The organism is Neobacillus sp. NRS-1170, assembly GCF_050468025.1.
Window position 1 is genome coordinate 16406 of record NZ_JBITPF010000026.1, and the last position, 22942, is coordinate 39347.

A 22942-nucleotide genomic window follows, 5' to 3' on the forward strand; every position below is an offset into this window, starting at 1 on the left:
GTTTGCGTTTTATTATTTTTAGTCCGACTTCAATCGCCTATTCAAGTTTGGCTCTCATAACCGCTCTAAATACTGTTTCATTTTCAAACGTTAAAAACGCTTACAGCACTAATAATATTAAATCAAAATGTTGCATTTAGCAATATTTTTTTATAAAAAATTCTACAAATTTTCATTATGTTGCTATTTGCATCGTTTTAGCCATAAAAAAAAGGCAAGCTATTATTTTAGCTTGCGCCATAAGGTCGAGCGGTTAATCCCTAAACGTTTAGCTGCTTTGGATTGATTCAACCCTTCCTCTTCGAGCACCTTCGTGATTACTTGTTTTTCGATTTCTTCCAATGTTCCGCTTAAATCGATCGGTGCCAATGCATCACTCTTCTTATCCTGCTGATCGAATCGTTTTAAAACGACGTCAACATCCTCTTTTTCAATATAATAAGCTTTTGTTTGTAAAAACAATTGCTCGATTACTTGTTTTAGCTGTTCAACATTTCCTGGCCAATCATAGTTGGTCAATTCCATTAATGCGTCCTGTCGAATCCCCACCACCAAACTGCCATATTTGGGATGTAATTCAGAAATAAAGACATGGACCAAGTCCTCAATATCCTCTCTGCGTTCCCGGAGCGGCGGTATACAAATGGTTAATTTTCCTAACGAATGATACAATTCACCATTAAACGTGCCAGTTTTAACCTTTTCTTCCATATTGCATTCAGAAGACACAAGCCATTGCAGTTTATTATACTTTTCATTCTGGACGATTTTGTTTAATTCATTTTGCAAATAACCGTTCAGCTGATCGATGTTCTTTAAGTAGATAACCCCATTCGCAAACTTTCGGAGAAAGTCATCGTTTATCAAATCCTTTAGCTGCTCTGCGTTTAATACGTCACATTGTACGACAATAAATGGTTCATTCATCGATTTCCTTTTTGAATAAAGGGATTGGGCAGCTAATTCTTTGCCATTTCCCGTTTCTCCAATAATCCAGACGGGTTCTTCACCTATACTGTATTGATCGATTTGTTTTAACACCCGCTGAATCGCTTCACTTTTTCCTGAAATCGGGGTATACGATGCGGATGTATGAATTTCTATCGCATTCTTTTGGATACTTTCCCGATCCTGAAAATGCGTTTGATGAGGAAGGCTTTTTTCAAAAAATAAGACAACCGCATCCTCTTTAGAGCTTGCTGTTATTTTCCAAAACGAAGGATGGATGTGGATGGTTTTGATTTGAATTTCATCTCTCGTCTCTTGTATTAATCTTTTAATTTCCGGCAAATTCTCTAGGTTCATACCATGAAATTCTTTATTGAAACGCTCATTTCCATATACCATTTTTTCTTCGCGGTTAAAAACCCCGACCGCCTGTTCATTGCAATCGAGAATCGATTGAAATAAAGAAACATCCTGTTGGAGCTGCGAATATATCCGATAAGTCCTTCTCGCTTCTTCTAATGCATCAATAATAGCTTCCTTACCAGAAGTAATGAGAACTCCTGTCAGCCCCAATTGTCTGGCAGACTGGACCGTTACAACGTCTCCAATGACCACCTCATAGCCAAGGCTTTTTAAATGGGCTAATTTTTCTTGAACCTCGATCTCCTGTGTAATCGTGAATGTCTCAATATCTAAATCAAGCAGCTTACAGATCGTAGCAGCCCCATGTGTAATATTCGAGAAACCAACAATGGCAGCTTTACGTGAAAATCCTTTAACGAGTGTGATAATGCGTAATACATCATAGCCAGTCACCTGGATATCTATCACAGGTAAAGATACGGCCTCCTGGATCATCGAAGCTGTTCCGCCGCGGCTGATGATGACATGGTAGCCATTATGCTCAGCTGCTTTGGCAATAGCTACCCCTTCATGCAAGTTCCCTAATTCAATATCTAATTGAATGTCATCCACCTGTTGCTGGATTTCTTTCATCATTTCAAACAATCCCTCATAAGGGACAATCACCAATGCCTTCATCATTACCCTTCACCTACTAAGATATCCTCTATTCTTCTATTTTCCATTATTGGCTCACCTTAGTAAAGCTTGGGTTCAACACTTTATTCATACTGCCGCTGACATAGCCTTGAAGATCAAGCGTGACATATTTGTAACCGAAGTGTTGAAGGTTTTCCAATATATCTTGGTAGTGTGCCAGCACCAATGGCATATCCTGAGGCTCTACTTCAATTCTTGCGATTTCTTGATGTGTCCGCACGCGCACTTGTCTAATTCCCAAGCCTTTGATATAAGCCTCGGATTTTTCAATCTTCGTTAATTTTTCCTGCGTAATTTTTTCACCATAAGCAATGCGAGACGATAAACAGGCGAAAGAAGGTTTTTCCCAAGTTGGCAAGTTTAATTGTTTCGAAAGCTCCCGGATTTCTTCTTTAAAAAGATTCGCCTCTTGGAGCGGCCCGCGGACACCATGTTCTCTGGCTGCACGTACACCAGGACGATGCTCACTCATATCGTCAGCAATCAAACCGTATACTACGTTTTCAAACCCCTGCTGATGCATAATCGGAATAATTTGTTCAAACAAGCCATTTTTACAGAAATAGCAGCGGTTTTGGTCATTTTCTACATAGCCCGGTATATTTAATTCAGAGGTTTCAATCACTTGATGGTCTGCCCCAATCATTTTTGCTAATCTTTTAGCTTCTTCTAATTCACTGGAAGGGTACGTTTCCGAATCAGCCGTCACAGCCAGGACTTGTCCCACTCCTAAAACATCGACAGCTACTTTTAATAAAAACGTACTATCCACACCGCCAGAAAAAGCAACAACTACATTGCCCATTTCACGTAAAATTTCTTTCAAACGTTCATATTTCTCATTCATGCCGCATTCCACCTATCTCAATATTTTAAACCATTTCAGCTTTCAACTTATGCATTTTGCAACACCATTAAAAGTATAAGCTAATTTCTATTAAAGTAAAAGCAGGCAGTAATTGATTTGCAATTTTCGCAAATTTTTTGTCCATTAAAAAAAGAAACCATTTTATAGAATCTATAAAATGGCCCCTTCTTTATTTTATAAGAACATATCTAATATTAAAGTGAAGACTAATCCTGATACACCAACGATTGTTGAAAGCACCGTGTAAGTTCCAAATGCTTCTTTGATGTTCATGCCTAAAGATTCTTTAACCATCCAGAATCCAGCGTCGTTCACATGTGATGCAATCGCACTTCCAGCACCAGTTGCCAGAGCAACAAGTTCCAAGTTAACATCCGGCATTGTAGCAAGCATTGGAAGCACTAACCCAGGAGTTGTTAAGGTAGCAACGGTACCAGAGCCTAAACATACACGTAATAATGCTGCAACAATCCAAGCAAAAAGAATCGGTGACATATGAGTACCCTCGAATAACTTAGCAACATAATCACCAACATGGCCATCAATAAGCACTTGCTTTAAGGCACCGCCGCCGCCGATAATTAAAAGCAGCATTCCTAAAGCGTTTACCGCTGAAGAACAAGAATCCATTAACGTTTTCACTGGAATCTTTCTTTGTAATCCCATCGAGTAGACGGCGAATAAAACGGAAAGGATCATAGCAGAGTCAGAGTTCGTAATAAAGCGGATAAATCCAATTACCGCATTATCTTTAAATCCTAACGTTTGCTGCGAGATATCCACAATGGCACCAATCGCCATTAAGATAACAGGGAATAATGCAGTGAAAACAGAGATTCCAAAACCTGGTGTTTCTTCTGGTTTAAATGTTTTTTGTACGCCGAAAGACGAACTGCCTTCTCTAGTGAATGCCGATGGAACAATTTTTTGAGCAATTCTAGGATACCAAATACCAGCTAAAATGACCGTTGGGATGGCAACGATGATTCCGTAAAGTAACATGAGACCAACATTGGCATGATATTCTGCTGCAACCGCGATTGGGCCCGGATGCGGAGGCAAGAAAGCATGTGCCGCCAGGGCAGCTGTTACCATTGGAAGTCCTAATTTTACGATGGATACTTTTAATTCTTTTGCGATTGAGAAAATAATTGGGATTAATAATACGATTGTAACTTCAAGGAATAAAGCGATACCACAAATGAATGAAGCGACTAAAACCGCCCATTGAATTCTTTTTTCACCGAATTTGTCAATTAAAGTTGTAGCAATTCGGTTTGCACCGCCTGCATCGGCGATTAAACGGCCAAGCATGGCACCAAGTCCAAAAATAATTCCAATATGGCCAAGCGTTCCACCTAAACCGGTTTCAATTGATTTAACAACATCTTTCATTGGAATGCCCAATGCTAATGCTACAAGATAGGCAACGATGATCAATGATACAAATGTGTTTAATTTGAAGCGCATAATTAAAATAAGTAATAATAGTACCCCTAATGCAATTATTACTAAAGGCATAATTGTTTTCCCCCATCTTCTTTCTTTTTTATAAAAATATTAAATGATTTCTTTTACATATGACGTATATCGATTGTTCTTACATACAACGTTTCTGCACTTTCGCATAGTGACTCTCGGCACGTTTGCAAATGCTTTCATCAAAGCGGATAAAAATATCAGGAGTGTAGACTCACTGATCTTTATTCCCTATTATTCGCTTGAGTTAGAAATGTTGTTCTATAAAACACTATTTTCTTTGCCTAAAGATAAAATTGCAACAATATTGTCAGGCGTGATTATAGTTTTCGCAAGAACTGTCGTATATCGCATCACATGTTAACGTTATCATTTTATAATCTTCATTAAAAGTTGTCAATAGGACAAGCTGTATTATTTTTTTGTTAGTTTTTTCAACAAATATTATTTTGAATGAAAGATCACCTCTTATTCTCGCAACATAATTGGGCGAATTGACCTTTTATCGTTTGTTGGAACTATATTTATTTTCTCCTAAAATCTGCAAGGTATTACCAACTATTAATGATATAAAAAAGCGGATAAAGGCCCGAAACCTTTACCCGCTTTTTGAACATTTTTATTCATCTTGATCGAGTTTCTTCCAAACCTGCTCATATACTTGTTTCAAAGGGATACGATGAAGTTTGGCTATTTCTTTACACTCCTCATACTCTGGGGCTCTTTGGACAAGCAGGCCTTGATAATATCCTTCTTTCACTGTCACAGGGCCCCACACGGTTTCGACGCGCTTAAACTGTCTCTCAAGCCGATGGACCGTTAAGGGATAATAGCGCACCCCTAAAGTGGTGGTTTCGTTAAATAATATTTCTTTCATTTTTTCTAATTTGTGTCGTGAGGAAAGAAGCTGCAACATAACTCCCGGCCGATTTTTTTTCATATAGATGGGGGTATAAAATACATCATTCGCCCCTGCTTCAAAAAGTAAATCCATGACATAACCGAGCCATTCACCCGGTACATCATCAAGATTCACTTCCATCTTGACCATTTCATCATCAATATGTTCGTTGTTATGAGGATGTGAAACCAATTTTACTCCTCCTACGGCCTATTCTCCAACAATGACACGGAGTACATTTGGACGGTCTTTAAAAGTTTTTGTTCCAGCACCGTACCCAATTGATTCTACTTTCATAGATGGAATCGCGCAAAATTCTTCTGCCAGCACTGCTACAATAGCTGCACCCGTTGGGGTTGTAAGTTCAAATCGCACGTTACTTTGTTCAATCGGTACACCTTTTAATACCTCTAGTGTGGCTGGTGCTGGAACTGGATAAATACCGTGATCAATATGTATTTTTCCTGAGCCGACAGGAACAGCTGAAGATTTTATTTTTTTAATGTCTAACTGATGAATTAAGATGGCAGCTCCAACAATATCAATAATCGAATCGACTGCACCTACTTCATGAAAATGAACTTTTTCTAATGGCATCCCGTGAATATGTCCTTCTGCTTCACCAATTTTCCGAAAGATTTTTAATGAAGTCTCTTTCACTTCAGGTGCCAATTCGGATGATTCAATCATTTTTACAATATCACTGTATGAACGGTGATGATGATGGTGATCATGGTGATCATGGTGATCGTGTGCATGTTGGTGGTCATGCTCGTGATGGTGGTCATGTCCATGATGGTGGACATGCTCATGATGGTCGTCATTCTCGTGATGGTGATCATGTGCATGATGGTCGTCATGCTCGTGATGGTGATCGTGAGCATGATGGTGGTCATGCTCGTGATGGTGGTCATGTGCATGATGATGGTCATGTTCGTGATGGTGATCGTGTGCATGTTGGTGACCAGTTTGTGCTAACACTACATCAAACTTAGTACTTGTGATTCCGTTCTTCACAATTTTCTTCCACGTTAATTGATATTCATCTTCAAAATTAAGCTTTTTTAATTCATTTTCTAATACAGCCGAATCTGCCCCTGCATCTAAAAGCGCTCCAATGAACATATCACCGCTGATCCCCGAAAAACAATCGATATAAAGTGTTTTCATCCCTTGTTGCCTCCTTTTCTTGCGATGTTATCAATCAGTACAGCGTTGTAGGCAGCACCAAACCCATTGTCGATATTCACAACACTTATGCCAGACGCGCACGAATTCAACATGGTCAATAATGCTGATAAACCATGGAAATTAGCGCCATAACCAATGCTGGTTGGAACGGCAATGACCGGATGCGATACGAGCCCGCCAACAACACTTGGAAGAGCTCCTTCCATTCCTGCTACTACTACTGATACAGTCGCCTGTTGGATTTGTTCAATATTGTCAAATAATCGGTGAATCCCAGCAACACCTACATCATAAAAGCGGCGTACTTCACTTCCTAATGCCTCTGCAGTTACTGCTGCTTCTTCAGCCACCCTCAAATCGGATGTGCCAGCACAAACAATGGCAACGTAGCCTTGATAAGAATCCTTACTATTTTTGTTCTCTTTCCAGAAGAGAATCTGCGCTGTTTCATTATAGATAAATTCAGGATGCTCACGAAGAATAAAATCAGCCTTTTCTTCTGAAATCCGTGTAACTAAGACATCATTACCTTTTAATTTGATGGCTTGAATGATGGAAAAGATTTGTTCTTTCGTCTTCCCTTCCCCATAAATCACTTCCGGGAACCCTTGACGATTCTTGCGATGATGATCGACCTTGGCAAAGCCTAAATTCTCATATGTGGCTAACTTATCTTTCGCCTCTGAAACACTTAATTTGCCCTCTTGAACTTGCTGCAATATCTCTTCCAGCATTATTTTCACACCCTAAACAATCTGTTTTCCTAATCCATATTTCCCATTATTTTCCTTGACAGGTTCAAAAATACTTTGAAACATCATTAGATAACATTTCATACTGCCAGTATTTTTATAGCCCCCCCATTATAGAATATTTTCCGGTAAATACATAGCCAAAAGATTCTTACTATTACTTTGGTTTTGTCAATTCGTATTAATTTCCGTTTTTCACATTTCCATATTATTGAAAATTTTTGATAGTTATAGTAAAATAAAAACAGAACGAATGTTCTGTTTTATGATAATTTTAATTTTAATAAAGGAGGTATAGTCCCTAATGGAATGCTGGGAAGCAGCTTATATTGCGGGGATTATTGATGGTGAAGGCTCCATTTCTTTAACAAAAATGCATGAAAATGAACATCGGCGACCCTTGTATTTCAATCGCCTCAACAGATAAAGAACTCTTAGTTTACATTCAATCGTTAGTCGGAGGACAACTCAATACAAAAAAGAACTATAATCCTAATCGTCACAAAGATTCATTTACCTTAAATATAAAGAAAAAAGAGACAGTCTTATTAACTTTAAAAGAAATTTCCCCGTTTCTTAGAGTTAACAAAAAAAGAAATCGAGCCTTATGGATACTGGAAAACTATGAAAAGTGCACTCCAAGGAACGGTAAATATAATAAGGAATTACTTAAAAAGAAAATAGCTTTTGAGAAATTTTTTTTTCAAATATAAAAAAGACCAGCTTCTCAGCTAGTCTTGTTATCCACCTATGTATGGTGGAGACGGCGGGACGTGCGTTTCCATGCTTTCGTCATGGCACTGACTATATCTTGAACCTGCTAATGAAACAGGTCCTCCGGCGTATTATGCGAAACATATATTTGCCTTTAAGAGGCTGAATTTCGCATCCTAGTACTACCACTTAAACATGGCAGCCTATAAGTCGATACACGGCTGTTGGATTACTCCACATACCGCTCGGCATTGCCTTATCGTCATTTGAGCGACTTAGGTTTCACCGATAAAGCCGAATTTTCACTTGTGTGTTACCACACAAGGCGACTAATTACTAATCGAACCCGCGTCCAAAGATATCGGCACTTAAGCTTCTACGAGTGTAGTCGACATATTCGCGTTTCGCTGAGCCATTTGCCTATCGACAGGCGTCCGGTCAGCTAGTCTGGTTGTTCTCTTCCTTCGCCCTCAGACGGTGGACTCCGGCGTAGCCTACTAAGAGTGAGTCCGCTACCCTACCACATAGGCGATGGAGGGGCGAACAGCTATGCAGTATTAAGCTGCGAAAGCTAAGTTGTTGTTAGTTTTGCCAGTTATAGGCGTTGACGTTTTAACGAGGCCGATCCCCTCGACTCGCAACCCAAGCTCGAACTACCCCTGTCGAATCCGTAGCGTCCCCATTATAAAATGTGCTAAAACAACTTAATGTTTCTAGCAGACGATATCGGATGCTCAACAAGTTGTTTGAGCAAAAGATTGTGTCGCAACTTAGCGACAAACTTATTATAACACACTGTACGTATTTTTCAATTGTAATTATTTGTAAGTTACATTTTCTGACGATCGCGGAATGCCCGCTCGATTTCACGCTTCGCTTCTTTTTGCTTTAACGCCTCACGCTTATCATAATTTTTCTTACCTTTTGCCAGGCCGATTAATACCTTGCAAAAACCATTTTTCAAATACATTTTTAAAGGAACAAGTGCATATCCTGCTTCTTTGGTTTCACCAATCAGCTTATTGATTTCACGCTTATGAAGCAAAAGCTTTCTTGTTCGCAATGGGTCGTGATTGTAACGATTCCCCTGCTCGTATGGGCTAATGTGCAATCCAATTAATACAGCTTCCCCATTTATTATTCGCGCATAGGAATCCTTGAGATTTATTTTTCCTGCGCGAATGGACTTTATCTCTGTCCCCTGAAGAACGATGCCTGCTTCGTATGTTTCTTCGATAAAATAATCATGGTAAGCCTTTTTATTATTCGCAACGACTTTCCCTTCACCTTTTGGCATATTTTTCACCTCGTTTATGCATTTTATTTTAGCAAAATAAACTAGCATGTACAATTAAAAGAATGGCAGTCACACTGTTATTGGTTTGTGGACTTTATGAGACAGTCTCTTATCGACCGTGAAGACAATTTTTTCAGCTTCACGGGCTTTATAAACAGGTCTTATCGACCTCGACCTCCCTTTTTTCGGCTTCACGGGCTTTATGAACCAGTCTTATCGACCTCGACCTCTCTTTTTACTGCTTCAAGGGCTTTATAAACAGGTCTTATCGACCTCGACCTCTCTTTTTACTGCTTCACGGGCTTTATGAACCGGTCTTATCGACCTCGACCTCTCTTTTTACTGCTTCACGGGCTTTATGAACCGGTCTTATCCACCTCGGCCTCTCTTTTTCGGCTTCACAGTCTTAATAAACAGGTCTTATCGACCTCGATTTCTCTTTTTTTGGCTTCACGGGCTTTATAAAATGGTCTTATCGACTGTTAGCTCCCAATTATCTACTTTACGTGCTTTATAAATCTTTCTTTTCAACGGCTAATCTCTATTTTCAATTTTATAAATAAAAAAGCAATGCATGTGCACTGCTTTTTACATGTTTAAAAATTCCGTTTGTTTTTCCGCTTCGTGCTCTTATTTTTTGGGACATTTTCGTAAAATTTACGTTTCTTTTTCGTCTTTTTGCCTTGACCGCCGCCGGCGTCAGAACTACCTTGCTGGCTGCCGCCTTGATTGCGCCCTTTGTTTCGCCCTTGGCTTCTACCTTGATTACGGTCTTGATTCTGCCCACCCTGCTGTTTATTCCTGCGCGGCTTATTGGTGTCACTGCCGGTTTTAAAAACTTTTGGTGTTTCTGAACGTTCGCGTCGCGGTGTCCCCTTCATGCCGACAATTTCAAAATCAATAACCCGTTCTTCCTTGTTCACTTTCACAACACGAACAGTAATTTCATCACCGATACGGAACACATTTCCTGTCCGCTCGCCAATCATCGCATAATGGCGCTCATCAAATCGGTAATAATCATCGGTCATATAGCTGACATGGACAAGACCTTCGATCGTATTAGGAAGCTCGACAAACATACCAAAATTGGTCACCGAGCTAATAATGCCGTCATACTCAACACCAATCTTGTCCTCCATATATTCGGCTTTCTTCAATTCATCCGTTTCACGCTCGGCATCTACGGCACGGCGCTCCATTTTCGAAGAATGCTGGGCGATTTCCGGCAATTGGGCATTCCATTTTTCCCGTGTCGCTTCATCCAGCTTTCCTTCAATCAAATAAGTACGAATCAAGCGATGAACAATGGTATCAGGATAACGGCGGATCGGCGATGTGAAATGAGTATAAAACTCGGTTGATAAGCCGAAATGTCCGAGACTCTCAGGATCATACTTTGCCTGCTGCATTGAACGGAGCATAACCGTTGAAACAACCATTTCCTCCGGTTTTCCTTGAACCTCTTCGATAATTTCCTGCAAAGCTCTAGGATGAACATCGTTAGCAGTTCCTTTTACAATGTAGCCAAAGTTCGTGATAAACTCGAAAAACTTCCGCAGCTTATCTTCCTTGGGATCCTCGTGTATACGGTAAATAAACGGAACCTCCATCCAGTGGAAATGTTCAGCAACCGTTTCGTTTGCCGCTAACATAAACTCCTCTATTAATCGCTCTGCTACTGAGCGCTCACGAAGAATGACATCTGTTGGCTTGCCTTCCTCATCAACTAATACCTTTGATTCTTTAAAATCAAAATCTATGGCTCCTCGCTTCATCCGTTTGTTTCGAAGAATCGCCGCGAGCTCTTCCATCAATTCAAACATCGGAACAAGAGGTTCGTAACGTGTGCGAGTTTCTTCGTCTTTATCGATTAGGATTCGGTTCACATCATGGTAGGTCATCCGCTCCGTTGTTTTAATTACACTTTGAAAAATTTCATGCGAATCTACAGTACCTTCAGATGTAATTTCCATTTCACACGATAAAACTAACCGGTCCACCTTTGGATTTAACGAACAGATTCCATTCGATAACCGGTGCGGAATCATCGGAATCACTCGGTCTACTAGGTATACACTTGTCGCCCTGTCCTCTGCCTCAACGTCTATAGGTGTTCCTTCTTTAACATAATAGCTGACATCGGCAATATGAACACCGAGCTTATAGTTGCCGTTTTCAAGCTTCGTAACGGTTACGGCATCATCAAGATCCTTCGCATCAGCCCCGTCAATCGTTACAATGGTTTCGTTGCGGAGGTCGCGGCGGTTGGCCAATTCACTTTCATCAATGGTATCTGGCGTTTCATTTGCTTGCTTTAATACATCGTCAGGAAACGCCATCGGCAGTCCGTGCTTATGTATAACCGAAAGAATATCAACTCCAGGGTCGTTTTTGTGACCGAGAATAGTGATGACTTCACCCTCTGCACTTTTTCGCCCTTCCGGATAGGTGACAAGCTTCACCACTACTTTATGACCCTCGACGGCTCCCTTTGATGCTGATTTAGGTATGAAAATATCACTGGCAAACTTTTTATCATCGGGAATCACAAACCCGAAGCTTTTGCTTTCCACATAGGTTCCAACTACTTGTTGGACGCCGCGCTCAATGATGCGGATAATGCTTCCTTCCCGGCGCTGCCCGGACGATTCTGAAGAAACCCGGGCTAAGACCGTATCGCCATGCATCGCAGTGTTTGTTTCATTTGGCGGGATAAAAATGTCATCCATACCCGGTTCATCAGGAACGACAAAAGCAAAGCCTTTCGCATGCCCAGTCAACTTACCGCGGATTAAATTCATTTTTTCCGGAAGGCCGTAGCGGTTGCTGCGGGTACGGACAACCAGCCCTTTTTCCTCCATTTGCACGAGGGCTTTGACAAATTCCTTAAAGGCACTGGAATCTTCAATGCCAAATGCTGCTTCCAGTTCTTGAACTGTTAATGGCTTGTATGCCTCGTCTTTCATATATTGCAAAAGCCTGTCAATGTGCTTTTGTATGTTTTCTTCCAAAAAAATCTCTCCTTTTAATCGCGCCAGTCCAGTTTTTCTAAAAAGGCGAAAACGTCCTCATGCAGCTGGTCGCGTTCCTTATCAAGCGTAATGACGTGTCCAGACTCTTCGTACCATTTGATTTCCTTTTCAACTGACTCGATTTCGTTGTAAATAATATTGGCACTTTCGGTGTTGATCATATTGTCGTGGCGTGCTTGGACCACGAAGGTTGGCGCATAAATCATGTCGACATTATCGCGAACCTCTGCGATTAATCCCTGCAGCGCTTTTAAGGTGTTCATCGGTGTCTTTTTAAACTCGTTCATTTCCAATTCGATTTGCTCGTCTGTTTTTCCTTCCCGTTTCTTAAATTCCCGTGCATAATCGAGAACTCCCTCGTACATCACGTCTTCACTTTTTATATACATAGGCGCACACATCGTTACAATTCCTTTTATAGGTACAGTGTATCCTAATTTCAAAGAAAATACGCCGCCAAGGGAAAGTCCCGCCACCGCAATCTCTTCATGGCCTTTATTTTTCAAAAATTCATATCCCTTTAGAACGTCCTCCCACCAATCCTCAGGACCGGTGTGAACGAGTTCTTCTGGCGGGACCCCATGCCCTTTGTAATGCGGCGCATGGCTGGTATAGCCTTTTTTTTCAAGGAATCGTCCCAGCATCCGGACATCCGCAGAATTACCGGTGAATCCATGCAGCAAAAGAACCGCTCGCTTTCCTCCCTCAAAGGTAAATGGCTTTGGTAAAGTAACTCTCATGCAAAAAACTCCTTCTATATCTATTAGCTTATCTTAGTTTAAGCAAAGCAGTGATGAACATTCCAGAAAAAAGGCTTATGGAAAGTGAATTTCACCTGTTTACACAATTAATTCGAGAGCATCCATTTCTACACACAAAAAACCTGACCCACTGGCCAGGTTTTGCATTTTTTAATATTAGATTTTAAAGTAAGTAACAGCAAGAGCGAGCAGGAAAAATAAAACAGATAATACAATCGTAATACGATGTAGGATCAAATCAATTCCACGTGCTTTTTGCTTACCGAATAAGGATTCAGCACCACCTGAAATGGCACCAGATAATCCAGCGCTTTTACCTGATTGAAGTAATACAACAATAATAAGTCCAATACTTACGATTACTAATAATGTAACAATTAATGCATGCATGAAGGCCACCTCCTGTTAGAGCGTACATTTCACAGTATTCTTAATTTACCATATTATTTCCCTTTTAACAATAGGAGTTATTGTGACAGCTTTTGGGAATGCCGTTTATTGTTTAACTTTGAAATTCTCTTCGATAAAATCTCTTTCTTCTTTGGAGGAGGCAAGTCCATCTGCTTTCCCTACGGTCCCTTTTTGAAGGCTCCAGATTGCATTATGGTCTTCATCCGCACGGGAAAAATCCCCTTTAGCCCAGCGCTTTAAAATACCGTAATAAACATCCGTGTTTATATAGTTCGCCTGATTTTCTTTTACTACTTCTAATAATCGATTTACCCGCTTATTGGTTAGCGGAATCGCTCCCCACTTTTTATCAGCCACTACCTTTTGATGTGACATTTGGTGAATGACATCCCTCATGTCATTTTCGGACATATTTAAAGGAAAGTCTTTAGCAATTTCTTCACTGTTCTTATCCTGAATTTGAATGACGGTTTCTCCTTTGTCCGTTTTTTGTACATTTACGGTTACCGCATCCTTTTGAACTGGCAGTGCTCCTTTTGAAAAATAATAAATAAATCCTAAAGAGAGGACAGCAAAGAGAATAATGATTTGTTGAGTCCGTGATAGTTTAGATAAATATTTTTTCATCTATGTCTCCCCAGTTTTTTTGTTTATTTTTATATTAAACATGAACTGGTTATTTCCCTGCTTTTTTATTCCCAAAAATGCAAAACCCTTGCCCATTAGGGGCAAGGGTTTTTTAATAAAAATTACTTCTTAAGATTGTAGAATGATTTAAATCCGTTATATTGGCTATTTTCACCTAATTGGTCTTCAATGCGAAGCAATTGGTTGTATTTTGCCACACGGTCTGTACGTGATGGAGCTCCAGTCTTGATTTGACCTGCGTTCGTTGCAACGGCAATGTCAGCGATTGTGTTGTCTTCTGTTTCACCAGAGCGGTGGGAAATTACAGCTGTATAACCAGCGCGTTTTGCCATTTCAATCGCATCAAACGTTTCAGTAAGAGTACCGATTTGGTTAACTTTGATTAGGATGGCGTTGCCAATTCCTTTTTCAATACCTTCAGCTAATTTTTTAGTGTTAGTAACAAATAAATCGTCACCAACTAATTGAACTTTTTTGCCAAGACGCTCGGTTAATAGCTTGTGGCCTTCCCAGTCGTTTTCGTCTAAGCCGTCTTCGATTGAAATGATTGGATATTTAGAGCAAAGTTCTGCATACCAATCAACCATTTCTGCAGAAGTCTTCACAACACCTTCGCCTGCAAGATGGTATTTTCCATCTTCTTTATTGTAGAATTCGGAAGATGCAGCATCCATTGCCAGCATGACTTCTTCGCCAGGCTTGTAGCCGGCTTTTTCGATAGCTTCCACAATCGTTTGAAGTGCTTCTTCGTTAGAACCTAGGTTTGGTGCAAAGCCGCCTTCATCACCAACAGCAGTGTTAAGACCTTTAGATTTTAAAACTGATTTTAAGCTGTGGAAAATTTCTGCACCCATGCGAAGTGCTTCTTTAAAGCTTGGAGCACCTACTGGCATAACCATGAATTCTTGGATGTCCACATTGTTATCAGCATGCTCGCCGCCGTTAACGATGTTCATCATTGGCACAGGAAGCTGCTTAGCGTTGAAGCCGCCAAGGTATTGGTATAAAGGAATATCTAAGTAGTTTGCAGCCGCATGAGCAACCGCCATAGAGACACCAAGGATGGCATTTGCACCTAATTTACCTTTATTGTCTGTGCCGTCAAGCTCGATTAAGGCGTTATCAACAGCCACTTGATCAAGGACGCTGAACTCTTCGCCAACAAGCATTGGAGCAATAATTTCGTTTACATTGTCAACCGCTTTAAGAACACCTTTTCCAAGGTAGCGTTCTTTGTCGCCGTCACGAAGCTCAACAGCTTCGTATTCACCAGTTGAAGCACCGCTTGGAACTAAAGCGCGGCCAAAAGCGCCGGATTCAGTGAAAACTTCAACTTCAACTGTAGGATTACCGCGGGAATCTAATACTTCACGTGCATATACATCAGCAATAAATGGCATTTGTTTTTCTCTCCTTAAAATTGGATTATTTTATTAAAGATGTACCAGTCATTTCTGCTGGTTTTTCCACATTTAATAAGTCTAACATGGTTGGCGCTAAATCCCCAAGGATTCCGCCTTCACGTAGATCTACACCTTGCTTTGTTACGATAACCGGTACAGGATTTGTTGTGTGAGCTGTCATTGGCTCGCCTTCCAAAGTTATTACTTCGTCTGCATTGCCATGGTCAGCTGTAATGATGGCTGTGCCGCCTTTTTCAAGGATTAAATCGACAATTTTTCCTAAGCATTCATCAACAGTTTCAATCGCCTTAATGGTAGGCTCAAGCATCCCTGAATGTCCGACCATATCTGGATTGGCAAAATTTAAGATAATGGCATCAAATTTATCATTTTGAATTTCATTTAGAAGCGCATCCGTTACTTCATAAGCACTCATTTCCGGCTTAAGGTCATAGGTTGCAACCTTTGGAGAGTTGATTAAAATCCGTTCTTCGCCAGGGAACTTAGCTTCACGACCGCCGCTCATAAAGAAGGTGACATGCGGATATTTTTCTGTTTCCGCAATCCGCAGCTGCTTCAAATTATTCTGCGACAGCACTTCGCCTAAAGTATTGTCCAAGTTACTCGGTTTAAAAGCAACATAACCATTGACCGATTCACTGAAGTGGGTTAAGCAAACAAAGAACAAATCCTTCGGATGCTTTGGTCCGCGGTCAAACGCACGGAAATCTTCGTTCGTGAACGTGTTCGAAATTTGAATCGCACGGTCTGGACGGAAGTTATAGAAAATAACAGCATCATTGTTTTGAATAGTGGCAACTGGCTGGCCATCTTCTTTTGTGATCACCGATGGAAGCACGAATTCGTCAAAGATTCCATGTGAGTAGGAATCCTCCACTACCTCTAACGGATTGCTATAAGTTGGTCCCTCACCGTATACCATCGAACGATAGGACTTTTCAACGCGCTCCCAGCGCTTGTCCCTGTCCATGGAATAGTATCTTCCAGAAATGGTGGCGAACTCGCCGACACCATACTCCTTCATTTTATCCAGTGTTTGCTGAATATATGTTGCAGCAGTCTTCGGACCGACATCACGGCCATCAAGAAAGGCATGAACATAAACTTTTTCCACGCCTTCTTCTTTAGCCAGCTTAAGCAAGGCAAACATATGGCTGATGTGGCTGTGAACACCACCGTCAGATAGTAAACCGAATAAATGAAGGGCTGTACCGTTTTTCTTCACATGCTCCATGGCGCCGGTAAAGGTTTCATTTTTTTCAAATTCACCTTCGCGGATCGCGATGTTAACACGTGTTAAGCTTTGATAAACTATGCGGCCGGCACCGATATTCAAGTGCCCAACCTCGGAGTTTCCCATTTGTCCTTCAGGAAGACCGACCGCCTCACCTGAAGCTGTTAAGTGGGAATGTGGGTAGGTGCTCCAAAACCGGTCAAAATTTGGTTTTTTCGACTGTGCCACGGCATTCCCTTTCGATTCGCCCCTGCATCCAAAGCCATCGAGGATGATCAGAGCAACTGGAGATTTACTCATACTTACCTGCCTCCAGTAATTGCAAAAATGATTGTGCTTCAAGGCTTGCGCCGCCTACTAATGCACCATCAATATCTGACTCCGCCATATATTCTTTAATATTTTCCGGCTTTACGCTGCCGCCATATTGAATTCTTACTGCGTCGGCAACATCTTGTGAAAATTGCTGTGCAATTACTTGACGGATATGGGCACATACGTCATTGGCATCTTTAGAAGTGGAAGATTTACCTGTTCCAATTGCCCAAATCGGTTCGTAAGCAATGACCGTTTGTTTCACTTGCTCCTCTGTTAAACCAGCTAGTGCCTTTGCAACTTGGTCACCGACTAATTGGTTTGTTTCACCATTTTCACGCTGTTCTAACGTTTCGCCGCAGCATACGATTGGAGTTAAGTTGTATTTAAAGGCCGCAAGAGTTTTCTTGTTAACAGATTCATCCGTTTCATTGAACATTTCACGTCGTTCAGAGTGTCCAATAATCACATATTGTACGCCAAGGTCAGCAAGTGCCTTAGGGCTGATTTCTCCCGTAAACGCACCGCTTTCTTCAAAGTGCATGTTTTGGGCACCAATTTTCACATCGCTGCCTGCAGTAACTTCTAATAGGCTTTGTAAAAATAAAGCAGGTGCACAAATGACTGAATCCATCTTGTCTGGAGCTGGTACAAGTCCTTTTACTTCTTCTGCAAAGCTTTTTGCTTCCGAAATGGTTTTGTTCATTTTCCAGTTTCCTGCAATGATTGGTTTACGCATTGAGGCACATCCTTTCTGGTGAAAAAAATTATTTATCGTTCAAGGCCACAACGCCTGGCAATGCTTTGCCTTCCATAAACTCAAGTGAGGCACCGCCGCCTGTGGAAATATGGCTCATTTTTTCCGCTAAATTAAACTTTTCAACTGCTGCTGCAGAATCTCCGCCACCGATAACGGAATAAGCGCCCTCTGCTTCAGCAAGTGCTTCTGCTACCGCTTTTGTTCCGCCAGCGAATTTATCGATTTCAAACACACCCATCGGTCCGTTCCAAATCACCAGCTTAGATTTTTGAATGACATCACGATAGATTTCAGCCGTTTTTGGTCCAATATCCAGGGCTTCCCAGTCAGCAGGAATTTCTTCGATTGAGACTACTTTAGTGTTAGCATCTGCAGAGAAATCATCAGCAACAATAGCGTCAACTGGCATGTAGAAGTTAACACCTTTCGCCTTTGCTTTTTCCATAAATGACTTAGCAAGTTCAATTTTATCTGCTTCTAGCAGAGATTTTCCGATTTCATGACCTTGTGCTTTTACAAATGTATAAGCAAGGCCGCCGCCAATAATTAAGTTATCTACTAATTCTAGGAGATTTTCAATTACACCAATCTTATCCTTTACTTTCGCACCGCCGATAATCGCTGTAAAAGGACGCTCTGGATTGGAAAGAGCCTTGCCAAGTACTTCAAGTTCTTTTTCCATTAAAAAGCCAGATACAGCTGGAAGATAGTGAGCTACTCCTTCAGTTGAAGCATGGGCACGGTGTGCAGCGCCAAAGGCATCATTCACATAAACATCAGCAAGTTCAGCAAATGATTTAGCAAGTTCCGGATCATTCTTTTCTTCACCAGGATAGAAGCGAACATTTTCAAGCAGAAGAACGTCGCCTTCGTTCATGGTATCAATCGTTGCCTTAACTGAATCACCATAAGCTTCATCCGCCTTATTCACTTCTTTGCCAAGAAGCTCAGACAGTCTAACACCAACTGGAGTCAAGCGCATCTCTTCAACAACTTTACCCTTCGGACGGCCAAAATGGCTCGCTAAAATCACCTTTGCACCATTGTCTACTAAATACTGAATTGTTGGCAATGCGGCACGGATTCGTGTTTCATCCGTAATTCTTCCATCTTGCATTGGAACGTTGAAATCAACCCGGCAAAATACGCGTTTGCCTTTTACATCGACATCTTTTAAGGTTTTCTTGTTCAAGTAAAGGACCTCCCACATATGTAAGTGACGTGCAATAAAAAAGGAGAGGGGGAATCCTCCCCACTCCCCTTGGAATACCATTAACCATTATAAATGATTTATTGTTGGAAATTCAATCCAATATTATAGTCCTTTAGAAGCAATATAATCTACTAAGTCAACAACACGGTTTGAGTAACCAACTTCGTTGTCGTACCAAGATAATACTTTTACCATGTTGCCTTCAAGAACCATTGTAGACAATGCATCAATTGTTGAAGAAGCAGTGCTTCCGTTAAAGTCTGTAGAAACTAATGGAAGCTCAGTGTAAGCTAAAATTCCTTTTAATGGGCCTTCAGCCGCTGCTTTTAATGCTACGTTGATTTCTTCAGCAGTTACTTCTTTTTCTAATTCAGCAACTAAGTCTACAACAGAAACGTTTGGAGTTGGAACGCGCATTGCCATACCATTTAATTTACCCTTTAATTCTGGTAAAACTAGAGCAACCGCTTTTGCAGCACCTGTTGTTGTTGGGATTATGTTTTCAGCTGCAGCACGAGCACGACGGTAGTCTTTGTGCGGCAAGTCAAGGATTTGTTGGTCATTTGTGTATGAGTGAACAGTTGTCATCATACCGCGCTTGATTCCAAAAGTATCGTTTAACACTTTAGCAAATGGCGCTAAGCAGTTTGTTGTACAAGAAGCGTTTGAAAGTACGTGGTGGTTAGCCGCATCGTACTTGTCTTCGTTAACACCCATAACGATTGTGATATCTTCGTTAGAAGCTGGAGCAGAAATGATGACTTTCTTAGCACCTGCTTCAAGGTGTTTCGCAGCATCTTCACGCTTTGTGAAACGTCCAGTTGATTCAACTACTACATCCACACCAAGGTCGCCCCAGCCAAGCTGTGCAGGGTCGCGCTCAGCGATAACCTTTACTTTGTGTCCGCCAACAACTAGGTATTCACCGTCAACTGTTACATCTTCAGCAAGAGTTCCGTGAACAGTATCATATTTTAAAAGATGAGCAAGCATATTTGCATCTGTTAAATCGTTAATTGCCACGATTTCCACATTGTTATGTTTTAATGCCGCACGAAATACGTTACGACCAATACGTCCAAATCCATTAATACCAACTTTAACTGCCATGATAAAATTCCTCCTTTTATTTGGGTAAAGATGTATATTTTTTAAAAGGATTTACCCTTTCAATAACCTGGTTGCGACACCTTCATCGGTGATTAAGATCGTCGATGCCGGCGCTTGTTTCATATAGGCTTTGATTGCTTTTGCCTTTGATGCTCCCCCTGCCACCGCAATCACGTTCGGAATGTTTGCTAAGTCTTCAAGCTGGAGACCAATCGTCAGAACCTTGTGGACTATCTCGCCTTCTTCATTAAAATAGTAACCAAATGCTTCAGAAGCAGCTTTTTCCTGTTCAAGCTTTTTTAAGATGTCAGGACTGCTTTTTCTCCTTTTGGCCATTGTGATAGCATCCCCAATTCCGTGGAGAACCATGCTTGCTGACCTAATCAGGTTTAAAACCTCATGAATGTCAGGTTCTTTAATCAGCGATTCATAAATCTCCATACTGACTTGGTCGGGAACATAAAAGACGCGATGCTTTGAATGAGTGTTTTGAGACATAATCGAGCTGATCGTGTTTGCTTGATTATGGACATCCTCCCCCACTCCGCCGCGGGCCGGAACAAACAATAATTCCTTATTCGAAATCTCTGGCGAAAGTCTATCTGCAACAGCCGCCATCGTGGACCCGCCTGTTACTGCGATGATATTTTTTCCTTCAAGAAGCCTTTTCATGCAGGCTGCACATGCCTTGCCAAGTTCGCCTTTTACCATAGAGGACTCATCACTATCACCGGGTACAATTATAACTTTTCGAATGCCCAGACGGTGTTTTAATTCCAGCTCCATGACATCCATACCCTTTAATTCACGCATGAGGCCTTCCAAATCTTCTAGTAAATTTTTCCCTTCGTCAGTTAAACTCATTCCCACGTTGTTGATGTAAATAAGATGCTGATCTTTGAGGAAGTCTACTTCACTACGAAGAATTCTTTCGGTAAACCCAAGGCTAACGGCTAAACTTCTTCTTCCTACCGGCTGCATAAATCCTATGTAACGCAGGATAGAATAACGTTTTTGCAGAACCTGAAGGAAATCGGGTAATAATCTTTTTGTGATATCGATGAATGACTGCATGATTACCATGCTCCTTTATAATATGTTGCTGGGCAAAAAATGTCCACCCTAGACATATTATGTCCCACCTGACCCAAAAAAAATCACCCTTGCTACATTTTTCATTGTAACAGGAGTGAAAACCTATTTCAACTTATAAATCCACCTTTTTTTCCTGTAAACGGTTACTTATGTCAAATTTGTTAACCATACCATAGGCAACCTCATCCCCATCGAGATGAACAACAGGAATCATCAACCCGTAAAGCTCGGTTAATTCATCACTTTCTTCGATATCCATTTCTTTGAGTTCGAAATCCCACTCCTCTTTAAGTTCAAGAAGTACGGCCTTTGCCTTATCACAAAGCGGGCAGCGATTTCTAGTATACAACGTAATTTGCGGCATTGATTTTTTCCTTCCTTAGTTAAATCTTTTTCTTTTTGATGAGGACGGGATCCCCAGCTGGTCACGGTATTTGGCAATAGTCCGCCTCGAAACTACGATTCCCTCTGCCGTCTTCAATTGTTCCACAATTTCCTGATCCGATAGCGGTTTTTCTTTATTCTCTTTTTCTATCAGCCTGGTAATGGCATTTTTCACTTGAGTTGAGGAGGTATTTTCATCCTCTGAGACCGTTTGGATTGTACTGGTGAAAAAGGATTTTAACGTAACGGTTCCTACTGGTGTTTGCACGTATTTTTCCCTTACAGCACGGCTGACGGTCGATTCATGAATGTCTAGTTCCGCGGCCACTTCCTTCATCGTCATCGGTACTAAATATTGTGCACCTTTTTGAAAAAAAGCAGGCTGCTTTTCAACAATCTTTCCTACAACCTTTGTCAGTGTTTCTTTCCGCTGTTCAATACTTCTTAAGATCCATTGGTAATCCTGGAATTTTTCCTGTAAAAAACGGCTTACCTGAATATCCTGGTCTTTGAATTTTTTATAGTACGTCTCATTGAAGCTTATCCTTGGAATCGGATCATCAAACATCCGAACTGTTAAACCTTCCTCAGTTTGCTCAATAATCGCATCGGGCGTAATGTAGGCTGCACTAGCAGTTCCCCCGGTTAAAATCGCTGCAGGTTTTGGATTAAGAACCTGGATTTCATCGAAAACATCTTGAATTTCCTTTAAAGTAACCTTAAGCTCTTTTGAAATTTGCTTCCATTTCTTTTCAGCGAAAGGAACAAAATAGTTAGCAATAATATTAAGGGCAAGCTCATTATTAGGATTTTGATAATAAATTTGCATCAAGAGGCATTCTTGTAGGTTTCTTGCACCAATTCCCGCTGGTTCGAGCGTTTGCAGCACGGCTAAACATTCCTCTACTAATTCCTCTGATACCTTTAGGTTTTCAGCAATTTGGCTGAAGTCACCAAAGAAGTAACCGTTTTCATCTAGATTCTGTATAAGATGGCGAATGACTCTCAATTGGTCCGCCGACAATTTTTTTATGTTTAATTGAGAAATTAATTGCTCTTCTAACGAAAATTTCTTTTCGGCAATTTGGTCGATCCAGTCTTTTTCTTCTTTTTGATGTTTGCGGCGATTTCGATCGATTAGGGGATTCATCGGCTTTACATTCGCATGCTCCACTTGGATCAGGGGATTTTCTAGCGCCTTATTTTCCAAAAAAGCAGTCAGTTCCTGCGCTGAATATTGCAATAAGGCTATCGCCTGGGATAATTCTTGCGTCATCGCGAGTTTTAATGTTTGCTGTTGCCATAATCCTGCCTTTAAATTCATTTTAATCTCTCCCCCT

Annotated in this window: 18 protein-coding genes, 1 other RNA gene and 1 pseudogene; 1 reads left to right on the plus strand and 19 read right to left on the minus strand. The window is 40.9% G+C overall.

The window, feature by feature from the left end:
• Nucleotides 1-222: 222 nt before the first annotated feature.
• The 5 genes and pseudogenes from ACIFOT_RS11685 to larB all read right to left on the minus strand — a co-directional run bounded on the left by ACIFOT_RS11685 (nt 223) and on the right by larB (nt 7183).
• On the minus strand, nt 223-1992 hold the full coding sequence (locus ACIFOT_RS11685; protein ID WP_430064662.1) for a PrpR N-terminal domain-containing protein: 1770 nt from the start codon (nt 1990-1992) through the stop codon (nt 223-225).
• Nucleotides 1993-2035: 43 nt separating this feature from the next.
• The gene (gene larE, locus ACIFOT_RS11690) at nt 2036-2857 is read right to left on the minus strand and encodes an ATP-dependent sacrificial sulfur transferase LarE (protein ID WP_430064663.1); all 822 of its coding nucleotides are present in this window, start codon (nt 2855-2857) and stop codon (nt 2036-2038) included.
• Between the two features lie 195 nt (nt 2858-3052).
• The gene (locus ACIFOT_RS11695) at nt 3053-4399 is read right to left on the minus strand and encodes a gluconate:H+ symporter (RefSeq protein ID WP_430064664.1); all 1347 of its coding nucleotides are present in this window, start codon (nt 4397-4399) and stop codon (nt 3053-3055) included.
• Between the two features lie 577 nt (nt 4400-4976).
• Nucleotides 4977-6428, minus strand: a pseudogene (larC, locus tag ACIFOT_RS11700) (nickel pincer cofactor biosynthesis protein LarC).
• The gene (larB, locus tag ACIFOT_RS11705; protein ID WP_430064665.1) at nt 6425-7183 is read right to left on the minus strand and encodes a nickel pincer cofactor biosynthesis protein LarB; all 759 of its coding nucleotides are present in this window, start codon (nt 7181-7183) and stop codon (nt 6425-6427) included. Before larB ends, larC begins: the two are co-directional and overlap by 4 nt.
• Before the next feature lie 322 nt (nt 7184-7505).
• On the opposite strand from larB, the gene ACIFOT_RS11710 reads away from it, so the two are divergent.
• Nucleotides 7506-7628, plus strand: coding sequence for a hypothetical protein (locus ACIFOT_RS11710; RefSeq protein ID WP_430064666.1), 123 nt, complete (start codon nt 7506-7508; stop codon nt 7626-7628).
• A gap of 624 nt (nt 7629-8252) precedes the next feature.
• On the opposite strand, the gene ssrA is transcribed toward ACIFOT_RS11710, so the two are convergent.
• From ssrA to rpoN, 14 genes are all read right to left on the minus strand, one after another.
• Nucleotides 8253-8588: a transfer-messenger RNA gene (gene ssrA / locus ACIFOT_RS11715) on the minus strand.
• A gap of 156 nt (nt 8589-8744) precedes the next feature.
• A complete protein-coding gene (smpB, locus tag ACIFOT_RS11720) occupies nt 8745-9212 on the minus strand; it encodes an SsrA-binding protein SmpB (RefSeq protein ID WP_430064667.1) in 468 nt (155 codons plus the stop codon).
• A gap of 596 nt (nt 9213-9808) precedes the next feature.
• Complete coding sequence (gene rnr, locus ACIFOT_RS11725) at nt 9809-12226, minus strand: ribonuclease R (protein WP_430064668.1); 2418 nt, start codon at nt 12224-12226, stop codon at nt 9809-9811.
• 14 nt (nt 12227-12240) lie between these two features.
• Nucleotides 12241-12987 (minus strand): alpha/beta hydrolase, encoded by a 747-nt coding sequence (locus ACIFOT_RS11730; protein ID WP_430064669.1) that lies wholly within the window; start codon nt 12985-12987, stop codon nt 12241-12243.
• Nucleotides 12988-13164: 177 nt separating this feature from the next.
• Complete coding sequence (gene secG / locus ACIFOT_RS11735) at nt 13165-13398, minus strand: preprotein translocase subunit SecG (RefSeq protein ID WP_223592061.1); 234 nt, start codon at nt 13396-13398, stop codon at nt 13165-13167.
• A gap of 105 nt (nt 13399-13503) precedes the next feature.
• Nucleotides 13504-14046: a DUF6241 domain-containing protein gene (locus ACIFOT_RS11740; RefSeq protein ID WP_430064670.1), complete on the minus strand. Its 543-nt coding sequence runs from the start codon at nt 14044-14046 to the stop codon at nt 13504-13506.
• 122 nt (nt 14047-14168) lie between these two features.
• Entirely contained in the window at nt 14169-15467 is a 1299-nt protein-coding gene (gene eno / locus ACIFOT_RS11745) for a phosphopyruvate hydratase (RefSeq protein WP_430064671.1), read from the minus strand.
• Nucleotides 15468-15492: 25 nt separating this feature from the next.
• Nucleotides 15493-17025, minus strand: a complete 1533-nt coding sequence (gene gpmI / locus ACIFOT_RS11750; RefSeq protein WP_430064672.1) for a 2,3-bisphosphoglycerate-independent phosphoglycerate mutase — start codon at nt 17023-17025, stop codon at nt 15493-15495.
• Nucleotides 17018-17779: a triose-phosphate isomerase gene (tpiA, locus tag ACIFOT_RS11755; protein WP_430064673.1), complete on the minus strand. Its 762-nt coding sequence runs from the start codon at nt 17777-17779 to the stop codon at nt 17018-17020. The genes gpmI and tpiA overlap by 8 nt, the downstream gene beginning before the upstream one ends.
• Nucleotides 17780-17807: 28 nt before the next feature.
• Complete coding sequence (locus tag ACIFOT_RS11760; RefSeq protein ID WP_430064674.1) at nt 17808-18992, minus strand: phosphoglycerate kinase; 1185 nt, start codon at nt 18990-18992, stop codon at nt 17808-17810.
• Nucleotides 18993-19115: 123 nt separating this feature from the next.
• On the minus strand, nt 19116-20123 hold the full coding sequence (gap, locus tag ACIFOT_RS11765) for a type I glyceraldehyde-3-phosphate dehydrogenase (RefSeq protein ID WP_430064675.1): 1008 nt from the start codon (nt 20121-20123) through the stop codon (nt 19116-19118).
• 51 nt (nt 20124-20174) lie between these two features.
• The gene (locus ACIFOT_RS11770) at nt 20175-21197 is read right to left on the minus strand and encodes a sugar-binding transcriptional regulator (protein WP_430064676.1); all 1023 of its coding nucleotides are present in this window, start codon (nt 21195-21197) and stop codon (nt 20175-20177) included.
• Between the two features lie 133 nt (nt 21198-21330).
• The gene (locus ACIFOT_RS11775; protein ID WP_430064677.1) at nt 21331-21582 is read right to left on the minus strand and encodes a glutaredoxin family protein; all 252 of its coding nucleotides are present in this window, start codon (nt 21580-21582) and stop codon (nt 21331-21333) included.
• A gap of 15 nt (nt 21583-21597) precedes the next feature.
• On the minus strand, nt 21598-22926 hold the full coding sequence (gene rpoN / locus ACIFOT_RS11780) for an RNA polymerase factor sigma-54 (protein ID WP_430064678.1): 1329 nt from the start codon (nt 22924-22926) through the stop codon (nt 21598-21600).
• Nucleotides 22927-22942: the final 16 nt, after the last annotated feature.

Bases quoted from the DNA above. Each gene is read 5' to 3' on its own strand.
- larB (WP_430064665.1), bottom strand. From the start codon at position 7,183: ATGCTGGAAGAGATATTGCAGCAAGTTCAAGAGGGCAAATTAAGTGTT.
- gpmI (WP_430064672.1), bottom strand. From the start codon at position 17,025: ATGAGTAAATCTCCAGTTGCTCTGATCATCCTCGATGGCTTTGGATGC.
- ACIFOT_RS11710 (WP_430064666.1), top strand. From the start codon at position 7,506: ATGGAATGCTGGGAAGCAGCTTATATTGCGGGGATTATTGATGGTGAA.
- eno (WP_430064671.1), bottom strand. From the start codon at position 15,467: ATGCCATTTATTGCTGATGTATATGCACGTGAAGTATTAGATTCCCGC.
- ACIFOT_RS11775 (WP_430064677.1), bottom strand. From the start codon at position 21,582: ATGCCGCAAATTACGTTGTATACTAGAAATCGCTGCCCGCTTTGTGAT.
- rpoN (WP_430064678.1), bottom strand. From the start codon at position 22,926: ATGAATTTAAAGGCAGGATTATGGCAACAGCAAACATTAAAACTCGCG.
- ACIFOT_RS11685 (WP_430064662.1), bottom strand. From the start codon at position 1,992: ATGATGAAGGCATTGGTGATTGTCCCTTATGAGGGATTGTTTGAAATG.
- ACIFOT_RS11695 (WP_430064664.1), bottom strand. From the start codon at position 4,399: ATGCCTTTAGTAATAATTGCATTAGGGGTACTATTATTACTTATTTTA.
- secG (WP_223592061.1), bottom strand. From the start codon at position 13,398: ATGCATGCATTAATTGTTACATTATTAGTAATCGTAAGTATTGGACTT.
- ACIFOT_RS11730 (WP_430064669.1), bottom strand. From the start codon at position 12,987: ATGAGAGTTACTTTACCAAAGCCATTTACCTTTGAGGGAGGAAAGCGA.
- larE (WP_430064663.1), bottom strand. From the start codon at position 2,857: ATGAATGAGAAATATGAACGTTTGAAAGAAATTTTACGTGAAATGGGC.
- ACIFOT_RS11740 (WP_430064670.1), bottom strand. From the start codon at position 14,046: ATGAAAAAATATTTATCTAAACTATCACGGACTCAACAAATCATTATT.
- tpiA (WP_430064673.1), bottom strand. From the start codon at position 17,779: ATGCGTAAACCAATCATTGCAGGAAACTGGAAAATGAACAAAACCATT.
- smpB (WP_430064667.1), bottom strand. From the start codon at position 9,212: ATGCCAAAAGGTGAAGGGAAAGTCGTTGCGAATAATAAAAAGGCTTAC.
- gap (WP_430064675.1), bottom strand. From the start codon at position 20,123: ATGGCAGTTAAAGTTGGTATTAATGGATTTGGACGTATTGGTCGTAAC.
- ACIFOT_RS11770 (WP_430064676.1), bottom strand. From the start codon at position 21,197: ATGCAGTCATTCATCGATATCACAAAAAGATTATTACCCGATTTCCTT.